Origin of the sequence: Rhodovulum sp. P5, assembly GCF_002079305.1 — a bacterium.
Classification (GTDB): domain Bacteria; phylum Pseudomonadota; class Alphaproteobacteria; order Rhodobacterales; family Rhodobacteraceae; genus Rhodovulum.
Genome location: NZ_CP015039.1, coordinates 1808055 through 1824293, shown reverse-complemented (window position 1 = coordinate 1824293; position 16239 = coordinate 1808055). Strand labels below are relative to the sequence as shown.

The following is a 16239-nucleotide window of genomic DNA, read 5'->3' as shown; positions in this document are numbered from 1 at the left end:
CACCGAAGACCCGAAGGCTGGCTTCCGGGCCGGGCCTCAGGCTGTGCGGCGTCCTGCAACTGTCAGCATTCCCAGGCCGAACGCGAGGATAGGCAAGCTTGCCGGAATGGGAACCGTGGGCGTGTCGATTTCGGCCAGGACAAAAGGCACGGTTGCGGCTTCGAAGACGATCGTATCGCGGTCGGGCGTGCGATACCCCAGTTCGGTCGTCGACAGGCGGAGGTTCTCTCTCGACCCGTCGGTTATCACGTCGGCCATCACGAAAAAACCATCAAGCTCGTAACGTGCGGTGTTCGTCGTCCATAGGAGAATCTGGCTTGCCGTGACTTCGACCGTGATTTCGGAGCCGATGCCACCGCCCATGCTGCTATTTGCGTCGGTGAACAGATAGGCAAGGGTGCCGTTGTTCGATGCGGTGAACGAATATCCGCCAAGCGCAGCGCCGAATGCGTCAAGCGTGTACGTTCCCGTTCCGGTGAATTCGATGGTGCCGAAAATATCGATGGTGGGCCCGTCGTGATCGACCGAATAGGTGGCCGCATGGGCAGCACCCGCAAGTGTCACAACCGCCGCAATCGCGCTTCCATTCAAGAGCATTTTCATGCCGCTGGTATCCATCCCGGTGTTTCTGAATGGGTGATACTTAGCATTTATATAGATTTGCTCCAATGTTTGTGCCGAGCTTCAGGGAGGCGTGCCGCCATTTTCGCCTGCAAATGCTCTGGGGCAAGACCGCAAGCCTACATCGGATCCAGCGATCTTTGCCGTGGTGTATTCGAAGGATAGGCCCGCGTTGGGGCAGGCGCCCGTTCTTCCGGTTTATCCGCACGACCCCATGTCGTTCGGATGCCCATCAACCGTGGAGTCTTATTTTCTCGGGCGTTTCCCGATGTCGGGCGAAATGTTCCGCGATCTCGTCGAAGACCCGGGCGCGGATCTCGGGGCCTTCCATCAGGACCTCGTGCCGGGCGCCCTCGATCACCTGCAGCGCGCCGTGCCGCCAGTCCTGCATATGCCCGTGGATCGCGTTGGGGCAGACGATCCGCTCATCCGTCCCAAGATAGGTCAGGGTCGGCAATGCGGGCGGTCTGCGCCGGGTGAGGGTGCGGATTTCGGTCAGCGCCTCGTGCAGCCATGCAAGGCTTGGCCCGCTGATCGTCAGTTCCGGCCGGGCGATGACCTGATTGCGCATATATCCGAACATCTCCGGATCGCCGGTCAGGTCGTTTTCGTCGAAATTGTTGGCGACCAGATAGGTGTTGCCCCCGGTGCCGGGGGTAAAGCGGGTTCCAAGGCCCAAGGGGCGGCTGATCGCGCTGATCGTCCAGGCCGCGGGCCGCATCAGGCGCGGGATCGCGATGCCCCACATCGGGGCAGAGAAGACCGCCGCGCTGACGCCCAACCCTTCATGCAAGGCCCGCAGACCAATGGCCCCACCCATGGAATGCGCCACAAGGTAAAGCGGCGTCGGCAGTCCCAGCCGCCCCGCCGCGGCCACAACCGCCGCGACGTCGCGTTGATAGGCGGTAAAGCGGTCCACATGGCCAAGCGTCGGGTCCCTGTGCAGGCGGTCCGCCAGACCCTGCCCGCGCCAGTCCACGACCACGGTGGCAAAGCCGCGATCCCGGAACTGGTGCGCCGCGCGGCCGTATTTCTCGGCGTATTCCGTGCGGCCGGGGAACAGCAGCACGGTACCGTTGGCAGCGCCCATGCCCCAGACCGCGATCCGCAGGCGGACATCGTCGCCCGTGGTGATCCAGAAGGCGGCGCCGTCGTCGGGGCCTTCGCTGATGTCGTGGTAAAGCGGGGCCGCCTTCATCGCGTCAGGTGAAGACCTGTGCCAGTGCCATCGCCTTGCCCATGTCGCCGTCGACCTTCAGCTTGCCGGTCATGAAGGCGGCGGTCGGGTTCAAATCCCCCTCCAGCATGTCGCGGAAGGTGTCGAGCGTGGCGGTCAGTGTCACATCGGCCTCGTCATCGCCGGCGCGGACCCCGTCGCAATCCACGATCACCGCGCCTTCGTCCTCGATCACGAATTTCGCGATGCCGTCGAAGCCGGGGCCGACTTTCCCGCCCATGATCTCGACAACCTTGTCGATGGTTTCGCTCATGCCTCGTCCTCCGAATTGTGATTGCGGGGCTGTCGCCTTTTGCGCAGCCGGTGCTATGCTGATCCTTGTTATGGGTACATTCCGATCACTTCTCAATGCTGGGCTTGCGGGAATTTGCCTGATGTGGTCGGGCCCTGCGCTGGCCGCGGACGACCGCGCGGCCGAGTTGTTGCAGGAATTGCAGCGCCCCGATCTGCCGAACTGGAAGAATGTCGAAAACGCGATCTGGTCGGAATGGTCCAGGTCCGGCTCTCCGTCTGCCGATCTGTTGCTGAAGCGGGGGCGCGACGCGGTGGAGGAAAGCGATTTCGACACCGCAATCGCGCATCTGACGGCGCTGACCGACCATGCCCCCGATTTCGCCGAGGGGTTCAATGTCCGTGCTCTCGCGTTCTTCAGATCCGGGCGCTATGGCCCCGCGATGGCCGATCTGGAGCGCACGCTGGCGCTGAACCCGTCGCATTTCGGGGCGCTGTCCGGCCTTGGTGCAATCCTTGAGGAAGTGGGGCGCTACGATGACGCGCTGCGCGCGTTCGAGGCTGCGCGCGCTATACATCCCCATGATCCTGACCTAGAAGACGCCGTGACGCGGCTGGAACGCCTCACCTCGGGCCAGACGCTGTAAGACACGCGGCCAAAGAGGCAAGCCATGGCGGAGCAGTCGAGGGTCACGGCGGTCCTCGGGCCCACGAACACCGGTAAGACCCACTATGCGATCGAGCGGATGCTGGCCCACCGGACGGGGGTTATCGGCCTGCCGCTGCGCCTGCTGGCGCGCGAGGTCTATGACCGGATCGTCGCGCTGCGCGGCCCGTCCTGCGTGGCGCTGGTCACCGGGGAAGAGCGGATCGTGCCCGACCGGGCGCAATACTGGGTCTGCACGGTGGAGGCGATGCCGACCGGCACCGGCGCCGATTTCCTGGCCGTCGATGAAATCCAGCTTTGCGCCGACCCCGAGCGTGGCCATGTCTTCACCGACCGGCTGCTGAACGCCCGCGGCCAGCACGAGACGCTGTTTCTCGGGGCCGAGACGATGCGCGGGGCGATTGCCGCGCTGGTGCCGCGGGCGCAGTTCATGCGGCGGGAGCGGTTTTCCGACCTGTCCTATTCCGGGTCGAAAAAGATCAGCCGGATGCCACCCCGGGCGGCCATCGTCGGCTTCTCGGTTGAAAACGTCTATGCCATCGCGGAGCTGATCCGTCGGCAAAAGGGCGGCTGCGCCGTGGTGATGGGGGCGCTCAGCCCGCGGACACGGAACGCGCAGGTCGCGCTCTATCAGAATGGCGACGTGGATTACCTGGTGGCGACCGATGCCATCGGGATGGGGCTGAACCTCGACATCAAGCATGTCGCGTTCTCGGCGCTAGCCAAGTTCGACGGGCGGCGGATGCGCCCGCTCTGGCCGAACGAACTGGCGCAGATCGCGGGCCGCGCCGGGCGGCACACCCAGAGCGGCACCTTCGGCGTGACCGGAGAGGCGCGCCCGCTGGACGAGGAGGTTGTCGAGGCCATCGTCGAGAACCGGTTCGATCCGGTGCGCAAGCTGCAATGGCGCAGTTCGCGTCTGGACTTCGGCAGCCCGGAGCGGCTGATTGCCGCGCTTGAGACGCGGACCAGCAATGACTGGCTTTCCCGTGCGCGGGAAGTCGACGACCTGCATGCGCTGAAGACCCTGTCGGCATTGCCCGAAATCCGGGATCGCGTGCGTGACGGTCGCGATGTGAAACTGCTGTGGGATGTCTGCCGGATACCGGATTTTCGCGGGATTTCAACGGCAGAGCATACCGGAATGCTGGAAAGCATCTTCGGGTTTCTGCAGGGCGGCGGGCGGGTGCCCGACGACTGGCTGGCCGGTCAGATCAGGCGGATCGACCGGACAGATGGCGACATTGACACACTGTCGAAACGACTGGCGTATATCCGCACCTGGACGTTTGTCGCGCAGCGCTCCGGCTGGGTGAGTGATGAATCACATTGGCGTGAGCTTACCCGCGCTGTAGAAGACCGCCTGTCCGACGCGCTGCACGGCGCATTGACGCAAAGATTTGTTGACCGGCGGACCAGCGTGCTGCTCCGCCGGTTGAAGCAGAAGGAGGGCCTTGTGGCCGAGGTGAACGACAAGGGTGAGGTGACGGTCGAGGGAGAATTCGTCGGCCGGCTGGAGGGGTGCCGCTTCCGACAGGATTCGACGTCGAGCCCGGATGAGGCCCGAACGCTGCGCCAGGCCGCTCTGGCGGCGCTGGCTCCGGAATTCCACCTGCGCGCCGACCGGTTCTACAACGCGCCCGATACCGAGCTTGATTTCACCGAGCAGGGCGGCCTGATGTGGGGCGAACATGCGGTCGGCAAGCTGGTTGCGGGTGCCGATCCGCTGAAACCCATGGTCGAGGCCTTCGTCGATGAAGAGGCCGGGGCCGAGATCGTTGAAAAGGTGCGCCGCCGGTTGCAGCATTTCATCGACCGCCGCATCGCCACCCTGTTCGAGCCGCTTCTGAACCTGCAACGGGACGAAACGCTGACCGGGCTTCCCCGGGGCTTTGCGTTCCAGATGGTCGAGGCGTTGGGCATCCTGCCGCGCGATCGGGTTGCCGATGACGTCAAGGCGTTGGATCAGGATGCGCGCGGTGCGCTGCGCAAGCACGGGCTGCGCTTTGGTCAGTTCACGATCTTCATGCCGCTGTTGCTGAAACCCGCGCCGACGCGGCTGCGGCTGGTGCTTTGGTCGCTGCACAAGGGGCTGGACGAGTTTCCCGAAAGCCCGCCGCCGGGTCTGGTCACCATTCCCGTCGCCGAGGGCACGCCGGCAGAGCATCACACCCTGGCGGGCTATCGCGCCGCGGGCAGCCGGGCGATTCGGATCGACATGCTGGAGCGTCTGGCCGACTTGCTGCGGGTCGAGGACACCCGTGGCGGATTCGAGGCCAAGCCCGACATGCTGTCGATCACCGGCACGACGCTGGAACAGTTCGCGGACCTGATGCAGGGCCTTGGGTACAAGGCGGAACGCGGCGAGCGGCCCAAGGTCAAACCGGCCCCGGCGGAACAGCCTGCCGGGGAGCAGCCCGCCGATGTGGCAGAGGCCACAGCCGAAGAGACGCCCGCTGCATCGTCCGAGGCCGAGGCGGCAGCGGTCGAAGCGGCTGCGCCCGAGGCGGCGCCTGTCGAGACAGCGCCCGAGGAGGTGCCCCCCGCGACCGAGGTCGACGCGGACGCCGCGCCTGCGGACGCAGCCGACTCCGCCGAAGAGACCGCCGATGGCGTGCCCGAGATCGAGGTGTTCTACACCTTCGCATGGGCGCCCCGCCGGCGTGGCGGCCCGCGCGGAGAGCGGGGCGACCGGCCCCAGGGCAAGGGCAAGCCCCGTGGCGGCGGCAAGCCGGGCGGCAAACCCAAGGGCAAGGGCGGCGGCCCGCGCGGCGACAAGCCCAAGAGCTTTGAGGCGCGCCCGCCGCGGAAGGAAAAGCCCATCGATCCCGATAACCCGTTCGCCGCCGCGCTGATGGGGTTGAAGGACAAGAAATAGCCCGTGACGGACGCGCCGCGCCCGCAAATACGGTTGGACAAGTGGCTTTGGCATGCGCGTTTCTTCAAGACGCGCACGCTGGCCGCGAAACTCGTTGCGGGCGGGCATGTTCGTGTGAATGCCGCCAAGACCGACAAACCCGCCCGCAAGGTCGGGCCCGGCGACACGCTGACCTTTCCACAGGGGCACGACATCCGCGTCGTGCGCATCATCGCGCCCGGAGAGCGCCGCGGCCCGGCCCCCGAGGCGCAGGCGCTTTACGAAGACTTGACCCCGATCAAGGAAATGCCGGCCAAGGCGCCTAGATACGAAGGGCGCGGACGTCCCACGAAGAAAGATCGCCGCATGTTTGAGCAAAGCCGAAAAGGGCCGCTTGAATGATGCGCGTCAGTGGTTTACGTCGTCCCCCGATCTGTAAACCGAGGTTCTGCACATGACATATGTCGTGACCGACAACTGCATCGCCTGCAAGTACACCGACTGCGTCGAAGTCTGTCCCGTGGACTGCTTCTACGAGGGTGAGAACATGCTGGTGATTCATCCCGACGAGTGCATCGACTGCGGCGTGTGCGAGCCGGAATGCCCCGCCGACGCGATCCGCCCCGACACCGAACCCGACATGGACGAATGGGTCGAGTTCAACCGGAAATACGCCGAACAGTGGCCCTGCATCATCACCCGCAAGGACCCGCTGCCCGAGGCCGAGGCGAAGGATGGCGAGACCGGCAAGCGGGAGAAATACTTCTCCGAGACGCCGGGCGAGGGCGGTTAAGGATTGATTCGCAGTTCCCGCCCATGGTTTGGGCGGGAAATCACAATTTGTATCAATGAGTTGGCTGCCATCCTGCAGCGCAGCGCTTTTCTTCGCTGCGTTTTTCTGTTACATTGCTTGAACAAATGGCTGACCGACTCCTGATATCCACTCGCAGCGCTCCGTTCTGCGGTGTGTTTTTTCAGCGCCAGAGGGATCCTAGTGGCCGGAATCACTCTTTCCGGACGTCGGCGCTGTCTCGAATTCACAGGGGTCCATGTGAGGAAGCACTGAATGTCCAAAACCAAGAAGTCTGAATTCCGCCCCAACGACTATGTTGTGTACCCGGCCCATGGTGTGGGTCAGATCATGTCGATCGAGGAACAGGAGATCGCGGGCATCCCGCTTGAGCTCTTCGTGATCTCGTTCGAGAAGGACAAGATGACGTTGCGGGTGCCGACGAACAAGGCGACCGAGGTGGGCATGCGCTCGCTCTCCACGCCCGACGTCGTGTCGAAGGCGATGACCGTGCTGAAGGGCAAGGCCAAGGTCAAGCGCGCGATGTGGTCCCGCCGGGCCCAGGAATACGAACAGAAGATCAACTCGGGCGACCTGATCTCGATTGCCGAGGTGGTGCGTGACCTGCACCGTGCCGACGATCAGCGGGAGCAGAGCTATTCCGAACGTCAGTTGTACGAAGCCGCGCTAGAGCGTCTGACCCGCGAAGTGGCGGCCGTCTCCGGTGTGGATGAGGCCGGCGCGCAGAAAAAGGTTGGAGAGGTTCTCGTCTCCCGCGCGGCCTGAGCGGTCTGAATTTGATCCAGAAGTCTATGCCGCGGCCCTCGGGCCGCGGTTTTTTCGTGCCCGCTACGTTCTATTCCTCGCTGCTTGCGGCATCGTCGCGGCGCAGGCGGCCAAGCAGCGCGGTTTCCAGCCCGGCATTCAATTCCCGGGCGCGTTTGACATAAGCCTCGTTCTTGTGGGCCGGTACGCCGGGTTTCCAGACTTGTGCCAGTTCGCGCACCGCGTGGCGGTCGAAATCGAAAAAGGCGCTTTCCAGTTCGCGTGCCTCGAAGTCGGACAGGCCCATTTCCTCCAGAACGTAGCGACCGACGCGCAGCGAACTGTCGAAGAGTTCCCGCACGATGTTGGACGCCCCCGCCCGGTAGAGGTGATAGACATGCCCTCGGTCGCGGGCCCGCGCGATGATCCGCAGATCGGGGCGCACCCGGCGGGCATAGGTGACAAGTTCTGTCGTCTGCTCCGGATCGTCCAGCGCCACTACGAGGACCCGCGCCGTATCCAGCCCGGCGGCGCGCAGGGTTTCGGGCCGGGTCGGGTCGCCGAAGAACGACTTGACGCCAAAGCGCCGCATCAGGTTGATCGTCTGCAGGTCGTCGTCGATCACCGTGGCACGATAGCCCGACATCTGCAGCATGCGTTGGACCACCTGCCCGAACCGCCCGATCCCGGCGATGATGATCGGGTGGCGTTCGTCGATCTCGTCGGGGCTGTGCTGGGCCGACTGCCCGGACCGGGCCAGCCGTTCGGACAGCAGCTTGTGCGCGATGAAGGCCAGCGGCGTCAGCAGCATCGACAGCGCGATCACCAGAAGCAGCGTCTGGCCGGTATCTTCGGGGAAGATCCGCTGCTGCAACGCGACGCCCACCAGGACGAAGCCGAACTCCCCCGCTTGCGCAAGGCCCAGTGTAAAGAGCCACCGATCCTGCCCCTTCAGGCGGAAGATCCGCGCGACGATCAACAGGATCACCGCCTTGATCGCCATCACCAGCAGGGCGAGCGTGACCAGAAGACCGGGATCGGCCAGCAGCAATTCGAAATCGATGCCTGCGCCCACGGTAATGAAGAAGAGACCGAGGAGCAGGCCCTTGAAATGCTCGATATTGCTTTCAAGGTCGTGGCGGAATTCGGAGTCGGCCAGAACCACGCCCGCAAGGAAGGTGCCAAGCGCCGGCGACAGGCCCACCATGCTCATCAGAACGGCGATGCCGATCATCAGCAAGAGCGCCACGGCGGTATACATCTCGCGCAGATGGGCCATGTGGACGAAGCGGAACAGCGGCCGGATCAGGTAGTGGCCCAGAAGGATGACGAAGGCCACCGCCCCCAGCGTCACCAGCGCCACGCCCCAGCCGGGCAGGCCGTCGACCAGCGACAGCCCATGCGCCTTGGCAGCCTCGACCGAATGGCGGATCACCGATCCGTCGGGGGCAAAGCTCGCCTTTGGGCCATTGGCCAGCAGCGGCAGAACGACCAGCATCGGGATCACCGCGATGTCCTGCGTCAGCAGGACCGAGAAACTCGCCCGTCCGCCCACCGTCGGCATCAGGCCCTTTTCGTTGAGGGTTTGCAGGACGATGGCGGTCGAGGACAGGGCCAGCACCATGCCGATGGCCAGCGCCTGCTGCCAGACAAGGCCGAAGGCCAGCGCCGTGGCCATGATCGCCGCCGTGGTCAGCGCGACCTGAAGCCCGCCGAGGCCCAGAAGCCGCCCGCGCATCTGCCACAGGCTTTTCGGTTCCAGTTCCAGCCCGATCAGGAACAGCATCAGGACCACGCCGAACTCGGCGAAATGTTGCAGGTTGGCGGTTTCGGACCCGACCAGCCCCAGAACGGGGCCGATCACGATGCCCGCGGACAGGTAGCCAAGGACCGAGCCAAGCCCAAGCCGCGTGGCGATCGGTACGGCGATGACCGCCGCAGTCAGGTAGATCAGGGCCTGAAGGAAGAACCCATCCATGGCGGGGCAGTCCTTTGCTCAATGTTGGAACCGAAGCGAGCATAGGCGGCCTTGCGGGCAAGCCCAAGCTGAACAAGGCCGCACCGGGCCTGTCGTGATGCGGCTGATCAATCGCCCGGCAGATCGAGGACGATATTCCGGCCATTCTTGACATAGCGCACACGGTCGTCGCCGATGGCCGCGACGCGGCCGCCGTCGATCCGGTCCCCGACCTTGACCTTGAGATACCGCCCCGATGGCAGGCGGACGAGGGCCCGACGGTCGCTGGACGACCCGTAGACGCCGATCAGGTTCACGGCGTTCAGGTTGATGGCGTTCCGCAAGGTCGCCTGTTTGGCCACCGACGCCTTGGTGGGGATCTTCGGCGCGCGTGCCTCGGCCGTGGCGGGGGCGGTGCGCGCCTGGGCCTTTTCGGCGAAATCGGACGGCCGCGCCGCGGGGCGGAGCGAGGTGGTGCGCATCTGCTCTGACACGTCCGTGTCATCGGCTGAATCAGCGGTGTCGGTCGCCGGCGGGTCTGCCTCGGGGCTCAGGGCGGCGGGTACGCGGCCCGGCGGGCGGAACTTGGGGCGAAACCCGGCAAGCCGCGCCGCCGCCTCGGCGCTCGCGACAAGAACGGCGGTCTCGGGCAGGGGCACCGCCTGGGGGGCGGCGGCTTCGTCGTCGGGATCGGGGGCGGTGCCCTCGACCGCGGCCGGGTCGTCGGCGCGGCCCGCCGGGCGCGGCGGCGGAACGGCGGGGGGCCGAGAGGTCGTGACCGTTATCTCGACTTGTTCCTCTGCGGTGGGGTCGGCCCCGGGGGCGTCCTGCGGCCGGGCCGGTGGGGTTCGCTCGGGCTGGCCGCTGATCACAGCGACCACGACGGAGCCTTCGTTGGCGCGCGCGGGCGGCTCGGGAACGGCCTCGGGCGGTTCTGGCTCCGCTGCTGGTTCCGGCTCCACCGCGATTTCAAAGGGGCGGGGGCGCGGCAACAGATCCGGGCGGCCCGCGATGACGGTGATCCCGTCCGGTGTCAGCACGCCCTCCGGCGTCGCCCGGACAAGATCGACGGGTTCGGGCGGGACAGGTTGCGCCTGAAGGCCGGGCGGGCGCTGAACGGGCAAGGGGGCGTCCGTGGCCATGACCGCTGCCGGGGCGGGCAGCGTGACCGATTGGGGCGGACGGATAGAGGGGCCGAGTGCGGCGACGTACAAGTCCTCGATCCGGTCCTGCCGGGGCGGGCTGGGCTGGTCCGGGGCCGTTTGCCACGCGATGTCGAGCGTTGCGGGAAAGACCGGGGCCGGTTCCTCTGCCGTGGGTTCCTCCGGCTCTGCGGGCTTGGCGGCGGGTGGGGGTGTTTCCGCGGCGATCTCGGCAGACACCGGCGGGGCCGGTGCGTCGGGTGCCGGGGGGAGTTCGGCGGCTGCGGTCGGCGTATCGGCCTCGGGGGCCTCGTCGGCAACGGGGGCTGGAACAGTTGGGGCCGGTCGCTCGGGCAGGGCGGCAAGCTCGGTCTCGCGGGGCGGTTCGGTCGTCTCATCCCCGCCGGTCATCATGATGGCGCCAAGGCCGATGGCCATCACCGCCCCCGCCGCAGCCACTAGGCCGACGGGGATGCGCCGCCCGCGCTTGACCGCCCCTTTGGCCGTGGGGCGCCGCGCCGCGACAGGCGCAGGTGTCGCGGCGGCGGACGCTGACTCTGGCGTCGGGGCCGCACCGGCCGGTTTTTTCGGTTCGACCGGCTTTTCGGGTGGCGGCGTTGCGGCCCGCTTGGACGGTTGCGACCCCGCTGCACCCGCGGGTTTGACGAGCGGGGGCACGGCCTTCGCCTCCCGCTCCGGCACGACATCGGCGGGCAACAGGTCCGCGGCGATCGAGGTCGGGCCGAAAAGCGGCTCCCTCGGGAAGGTGCCCTCCGGCGGGGCGGCGACGAAACAGACGGGGTTGAACGCGTGCTGACGCGCAAAGGCCTCGGCCTCCTCCAGCGTCTCGCACGCAACGGCGGCGACGCGGGCGGTGTCGCCAGCCTCGACCCAGTCGAAGGCCAACTCCTCCAGCGCATAGGGAGTCAGCCCGTCAAGACCGCGCCGCAACCCTTCCTCTTTCTCGGCCCGGTTCGCGCCGGTGCAGGGAAGCGTGGTGTAAAGGATCAGGCTGTCGGGAATGACCAGCTTGGTCAGCAGCGGCCCGTCGCGCAGCGGCTCTGTCTTGTCCCGCAGCGCCCTGAGGGTGGTGTCGAGGTCGGGGTCGGACGGGGATGCCCCGCCAAGGCGCGTCCACCCCCCCTTGCCATGATGCAAGAGCCCGATCCCGTCGTCGGACAGCGTCAGCGCAAAACTCGGTTTCATTCCTGACCTCTACACCGGTTTTTCGCCGGTCCCAACGCATAGCGGGTGGAATATAGCAGGAAATCGCCACGGGGCAGAAGGGGCCGGGCGGAATTCCTTGCCATGCCGCCCCACGCGCCCCAGTCTGAGGTCCCGCGTCCTGGGAACGGAGCCTGACAATGCGCCTCATCTCGCTGCTTCTTGTATGTGCCGGTCTAGCCAGTCCGCTGCCTGCGCTAAGCGCGGGGCAGTTGACCGTTTCGGGCTACGGCGCGGTCGACGTCATCCCCGACATGGCGACCGTGACGCTTGGCGTGACACATGAAGCGAGAACCGCCGACCGCGCGATGGCCGCCGTTTCCGACGATCTGTCGGCGGTGCTGGACGGGTTGCGGTCGGCCGGGATTGCAGACACCGACCTTCAGACAAGCGGTCTGGACCTGTCGCCGGTCTGGTCGAGCTACGGGTCGGGGCAACGGCGCGAAATAACCGGTTTCGTCGCCTCAAGCACGGTAACGGCCCGGCTGCGCGAACTGGACCGGCTGGGGGTGTTGTTGGACGAGGTGATCGCCGATGGCGCGAACGGCTTTCGCGGCCTGAGCTTTGGCGTGCAGGATCGCGATCCGATTCTGGATGCCGCGCGCCGGGCGGCCGTACAAGATGCGAGGGCGAAGGCGAAGCTCTATGCCGATGCGGCCGGCGTGGCCCTTGGCCCAATTCTGCTGATCGAGGAAGGGGGCGTGCAGACCCCGCGCCCGATGATGCTGGAAGGCATGCGCGCGGCCTCGGATGCGGTTCCCGTGGCGCCGGGAGAGGTGACGATCTCGGCATCGGTGACGATGGTCTTCCAGATCGGGGAGTGAGGTGCCGCCCGTGCCGGGCCTCCGCACAGCGCATGCGAACATAGTGGGAACACCGCTTTTCTTCATCGGGTCACCGCGCTACACTCTGCCCCATGTCGCCGATTGATGATGCAGAGGCCTTCGAGGCCGACGATCCCGTCCCGCTTTCCGCCCGAGCCATGGCCGCGCGGCCTGCGCCCTATCTTGACGATCTCAACGCCGCCCAGCGGGCCGCGGTCGAGACGCTGGAAGGGCCAGTGCTAATGCTGGCGGGCGCCGGTACGGGAAAGACCAAGGCGCTTATGGCTAGGATCGCTCATTTGATCATGCAAGGGCGGGCAAGGCCAAATGAGATCCTCGCAGTGACCTTCACCAACAAGGCGGCGCGCGAGATGAAGGAGCGGCTGTCAAAGACGCCTTTCCATTTGTATGAGCCACTAAAGTGGATGGGCACCTTCCACGCGATCTGCGTGAAGCTTTTGCGCCGCCATGCGGAACTGGCGGGGCTGAAGTCGAATTTCACGATTCTAGATACCGACGACCAGATCCGGCTGATGAAACAGCTGATCGTCGCGGCCAATATCGATGAAAAGCGCTGGCCCGCGCGGCAGCTGGCCGGGATCATCGACCGGTGGAAGAACCGCGCCTGGGTGCCAGATGCCGTGCCGGTGGCCGAAGCTTCGGCCTTCAACAGCCGCGGGGTGGAGCTTTACGCGGAGTATCAGGCCCGCCTGAAAACGCTGAACGCGGTCGATTTCGGTGATCTGCTTCTGCACATGGTCACGATCTTTCAGGCCCAGCCGGATGTGCTGGCGCAATATCGCCGCTGGTTCCGCTACATCCTTGTGGACGAATACCAGGACACCAACGTCGCGCAGTATCTGTGGCTGCGGCTTCTGGCGGGCGGTCATCACAACATCTGCTGCGTGGGCGACGACGACCAGTCGATCTATGGCTGGCGGGGCGCAGAGGTCGGCAACATCCTGCGGTTCGAGAAGGACTTTCCCGGCGCGCAGGTGATCCGGCTGGAGCAGAACTACCGCTCCACACCCCATATTCTTGCGGCGGCCAGCGGCCTGATCGCAGCCAACAAGGGCCGGTTGGGCAAGACACTCTGGACCGAGGCCGAGGGGGGCGAGAAGGTCCGCCTGATCGGTCATTGGGATGGGGAGGAAGAGGCCCGCTGGATCGGCGAAGAGGCCGAGGCGATGCAGGGCGGCTCCCGTGGGCTGCGCCCCTATTCGCTGGACGAGATGGCGATCCTCGTCCGTGCGTCGCACCAGATGCGGGCGTTCGAAGACCGGTTCCTGACCATCGGCCTGCCCTATCGCGTGATCGGCGGGCCCCGGTTCTATGAGCGGATGGAGATCCGCGACGCGATGGCCTATTTCCGCCTCGCCGTCAGCCCCGATGACGATCTGGCATTCGAGCGGATCGTGAATACGCCCAAGCGCGGCCTTGGCGACAAGGCGCAGCAGAAGATCCAGACCATGGCGCGGGCCAATGGCGTGCCGCTGGTGGAGGGCGCGCGGCTGCTGCTGGAAACCAAGGGGATCACGGGCAAGGGCGCGAAGGAACTGGCGGCGCTGTTGCAGGGGATCGGGCGCTGGCATGGTGCGGCGCTGGACGCCACCGAAAGCCATATCGAACTGGCCGAGCGTATCCTCGACGACTCCGGCTATACCGCCCATTGGCAGAACGACAAGACGCCAGAGGCACCGGGGCGGCTGGAAAACCTCAAGGAACTGGTCAAGGCGCTGGAGGGGTTCGACAACCTGCAAGGGTTCCTCGAACATGTGGCGCTGATCATGGACAATGAATCCGAAGACCACGGCGCGAAGATCTCGGTCATGACGCTGCACGCCGCCAAGGGGCTGGAGTTTCCCGTCGTGTTCCTGCCGGGCTGGGAGGATGGGCTGTTTCCCAGCCAGCGTGCGATGGACGAAAACGGGCTGACCGCGCTAGAGGAAGAGCGCCGCCTTGCCTATGTCGGCCTGACCCGGGCCGAGGAGGTCTGCACGGTGTCCTTTGCCGCGAACCGCCGGGTCTATGGCCAGTGGCAGTCGGCGCTGCCCTCGCGGTTCATCGATGAACTGCCGTCTGCGCATGTGGATGTGCTCACCCCCCCGGGCCTTTACGGGGGCGGCTACGGCGCCGCCGCGCCGGCGCAATCGACGGTGGAGGAGGCCGCGGCGCGGGCCGATGTCTACAATTCGCCGGGCTGGCGGCGGCTGCAAAGCCGAAGCGCGTCGCGGCCCGTCTCCCAACCGCGCGAAAGCCGTACGGTCGTCATCGACGCGGAGGCTATTGCCGCCTTCGCCACGGGGGAGCGCGTGTTCCACCAGAAATTCGGCTATGGCATCGTCACGGGGATCGAGGGGGACAAGCTGGACATCGACTTTGACACGTCAGGGCCGAAGAAGGTGGTCGCCCGCTTTGTGGTCGCCGCGGGTAACGTCGACGACGTGCCGTTCTGACGCCCGCGGGCCGGTTTCAGCGACTGTGGGCCAGCGCCGGTGACGTCGGGGTTTCGATGATGCTTGTCGCGATGCAACTGTCTTGGGCGACCGGCCGCGGAAGGCCGGCCCCGGAGGCGTGGCCCGGAAAGGCCGACAGGGTGATCAGGGCCGACGACGCGCAAACGCGATTCCGCCCAAGGCGCTTGGCCAGATAAAGTGCCTGGTCCGCCCGCTCCATCGCGGGTTCGAGGCCGGGTTCGCCCGGCTGCAGGACGCTGACACCAAAGGACGCCGTGATCGGGAAGCGCAGCTGGTCGAGCGACTGGCCAACGTCCTCCTCGATACTGCTGCGCAGACGCTCGGCAATAGCGACCAGGGTCGTCTCGTCGTCGCAATCGGCAACGATCAGATATTCCTCGCCCCCCCAGCGCGCGAACAGGTCGCCCTGCTGCAACTGGGGTTTGACCGTATCGGCGACCGTTCGCAGCGCCCGGTCCCCGAATTCGTGGCCGAACCTGTCGTTCAGCCGCTTGAAGTTGTCGAGGTCGAACATGATGATCCCGACCCCCGACCGGCCTGCGGCAACGGCACGGGTCAGACCGCTTCGGTTCATGATGCCGGTCAGGAAGTCATGGTCGGCGGCAAAGCGCATCGCCTCGCTTGCCGTTTCAAGAAGCTGGCCGGTGAACAGCACCAGCCCCATCATCGACCAGCCGATCAGGCCGAAGACGAGTTGCAGCGCGTGGTGGTCGATGCGCGAGATCTCGGCGAGATTGAAGTAGATGAACCCGGCAAGCCAGGGGATGACAAGCGCGCCCACCAGCAGGCCGCGGATGATCGCGCCGTGGTTGCTGTGGGAAAAGATCGGCCGCAGCAGCGGCATGTCGCGCAGCGTGTAGGTATGGGCCATCGTCGCGACCACGGTGCAGGACAGCGAGAAGACGGAGAATTCGGTATGCCATAGGACAAGGCCGAACACCGCCTGCAGCAGGAACATGGTCGCCGCGCCCCATGCGCCGACGGTCAGGGTCAGCGAAACCCGGTGGTCCATGCGTCTTGAGAGAAAGGCGAGGTTGAGAAGGATCAGGGAAATCGCGGCTTCGACCGAGAAATTGCCATTGATCCCCATCTGGTCCTGAACGTTCAGAAAGACCGGGGCCTTCAGAAGCACGAACCAACCCGGCACCAACGCCTCTGCAAGGCGTTGGAGCGAGATCAGCGCAATCGCGGCATGCAGTCCGGCGACCAGACAGGTCCGCGCGGTGTGCCGGTTGTCGCACAGAAGGCCGAGGCCGAGAACGAAATACCCCGCGGCCGAGATCGGGTGCAGGTAGGGGCCCCAGCCGTTATCTGCCCTCGTCACACTGCACAGAAGACCCGCCCCCACGATCGAGAAGATCGTCAAGGCGGCGACAGTGCGGTGATTCAGATGGACCGGTTTTCCGGTGTTGAGGCGCTTGTGCATCGGATCCTCCCCGAACGGTCG

13 protein-coding genes are annotated in these 16239 nt (G+C 65.8%); 7 read left to right on the top strand and 6 right to left on the bottom strand.

The window, feature by feature from the left end; all coding sequences use genetic code 11:
* Positions 1 to 36 precede the first annotated feature (36 nt).
* The 3 genes from RGUI_RS08880 to RGUI_RS08870 form a co-directional block, all read right to left on the bottom strand.
* Positions 37 to 618, bottom strand: coding sequence for a hypothetical protein (locus tag RGUI_RS08880; protein ID WP_081532724.1), 582 nt, complete (start codon positions 616 to 618; stop codon positions 37 to 39).
* Between the two features lie 235 nt (positions 619 to 853).
* Positions 854 to 1819, bottom strand: coding sequence for an alpha/beta fold hydrolase (locus tag RGUI_RS08875; protein WP_081532723.1), 966 nt, complete (start codon positions 1817 to 1819; stop codon positions 854 to 856).
* Between the two features lie 4 nt (positions 1820 to 1823).
* On the bottom strand, positions 1824 to 2111 hold the full coding sequence (locus RGUI_RS08870; protein ID WP_081532722.1) for an SCP2 sterol-binding domain-containing protein: 288 nt from the start codon (positions 2109 to 2111) through the stop codon (positions 1824 to 1826).
* A 121-nt stretch (positions 2112 to 2232) separates the two neighbouring features.
* On the opposite strand from RGUI_RS08870, the gene RGUI_RS08865 reads away from it, so the two are divergent.
* The 5 genes from RGUI_RS08865 to RGUI_RS08845 all read left to right on the top strand — a co-directional run bounded on the left by RGUI_RS08865 (position 2233) and on the right by RGUI_RS08845 (position 7189).
* Positions 2233 to 2736, top strand: a complete 504-nt coding sequence (locus RGUI_RS08865) for a tetratricopeptide repeat protein (protein ID WP_253799034.1) — start codon at positions 2233 to 2235, stop codon at positions 2734 to 2736.
* Positions 2737 to 2760: 24 nt separating this feature from the next.
* Positions 2761 to 5634, top strand: coding sequence for a helicase-related protein (locus tag RGUI_RS08860; protein WP_081532720.1), 2874 nt, complete (start codon positions 2761 to 2763; stop codon positions 5632 to 5634).
* A 3-nt stretch (positions 5635 to 5637) separates the two neighbouring features.
* A complete protein-coding gene (locus tag RGUI_RS08855) occupies positions 5638 to 6015 on the top strand; it encodes an RNA-binding S4 domain-containing protein (protein ID WP_081532719.1) in 378 nt (125 codons plus the stop codon).
* A 52-nt stretch (positions 6016 to 6067) separates the two neighbouring features.
* A complete protein-coding gene (gene fdxA / locus RGUI_RS08850) occupies positions 6068 to 6406 on the top strand; it encodes a ferredoxin FdxA (RefSeq protein WP_081532718.1) in 339 nt (112 codons plus the stop codon).
* A 273-nt stretch (positions 6407 to 6679) separates the two neighbouring features.
* On the top strand, positions 6680 to 7189 hold the full coding sequence (locus RGUI_RS08845) for a CarD family transcriptional regulator (RefSeq protein ID WP_081532717.1): 510 nt from the start codon (positions 6680 to 6682) through the stop codon (positions 7187 to 7189).
* Positions 7190 to 7259: 70 nt separating this feature from the next.
* Here RGUI_RS08845 and RGUI_RS08840 read toward each other — a convergent pair whose 3' ends face one another.
* Positions 7260 to 9146, bottom strand: a complete 1887-nt coding sequence (locus tag RGUI_RS08840; RefSeq protein WP_081532716.1) for a monovalent cation:proton antiporter-2 (CPA2) family protein — start codon at positions 9144 to 9146, stop codon at positions 7260 to 7262.
* Positions 9147 to 9253: 107 nt separating this feature from the next.
* Positions 9254 to 11473, bottom strand: a complete 2220-nt coding sequence (locus tag RGUI_RS21880; protein WP_081532715.1) for a hypothetical protein — start codon at positions 11471 to 11473, stop codon at positions 9254 to 9256.
* A gap of 158 nt (positions 11474 to 11631) precedes the next feature.
* Between RGUI_RS21880 and RGUI_RS08830 the strand changes: the two genes are divergently transcribed.
* Positions 11632 to 12315, top strand: a complete 684-nt coding sequence (locus tag RGUI_RS08830; protein WP_081532714.1) for an SIMPL domain-containing protein — start codon at positions 11632 to 11634, stop codon at positions 12313 to 12315.
* A gap of 92 nt (positions 12316 to 12407) precedes the next feature.
* The gene (locus tag RGUI_RS08825) at positions 12408 to 14771 is read left to right on the top strand and encodes an ATP-dependent helicase (RefSeq protein ID WP_081532713.1); all 2364 of its coding nucleotides are present in this window, start codon (positions 12408 to 12410) and stop codon (positions 14769 to 14771) included.
* Between the two features lie 16 nt (positions 14772 to 14787).
* Here RGUI_RS08825 and RGUI_RS08820 read toward each other — a convergent pair whose 3' ends face one another.
* A complete protein-coding gene (locus tag RGUI_RS08820) occupies positions 14788 to 16218 on the bottom strand; it encodes a diguanylate cyclase (RefSeq protein ID WP_081532712.1) in 1431 nt (476 codons plus the stop codon).
* Between the last annotated feature and the right edge of the window lie 21 nt (positions 16219 to 16239).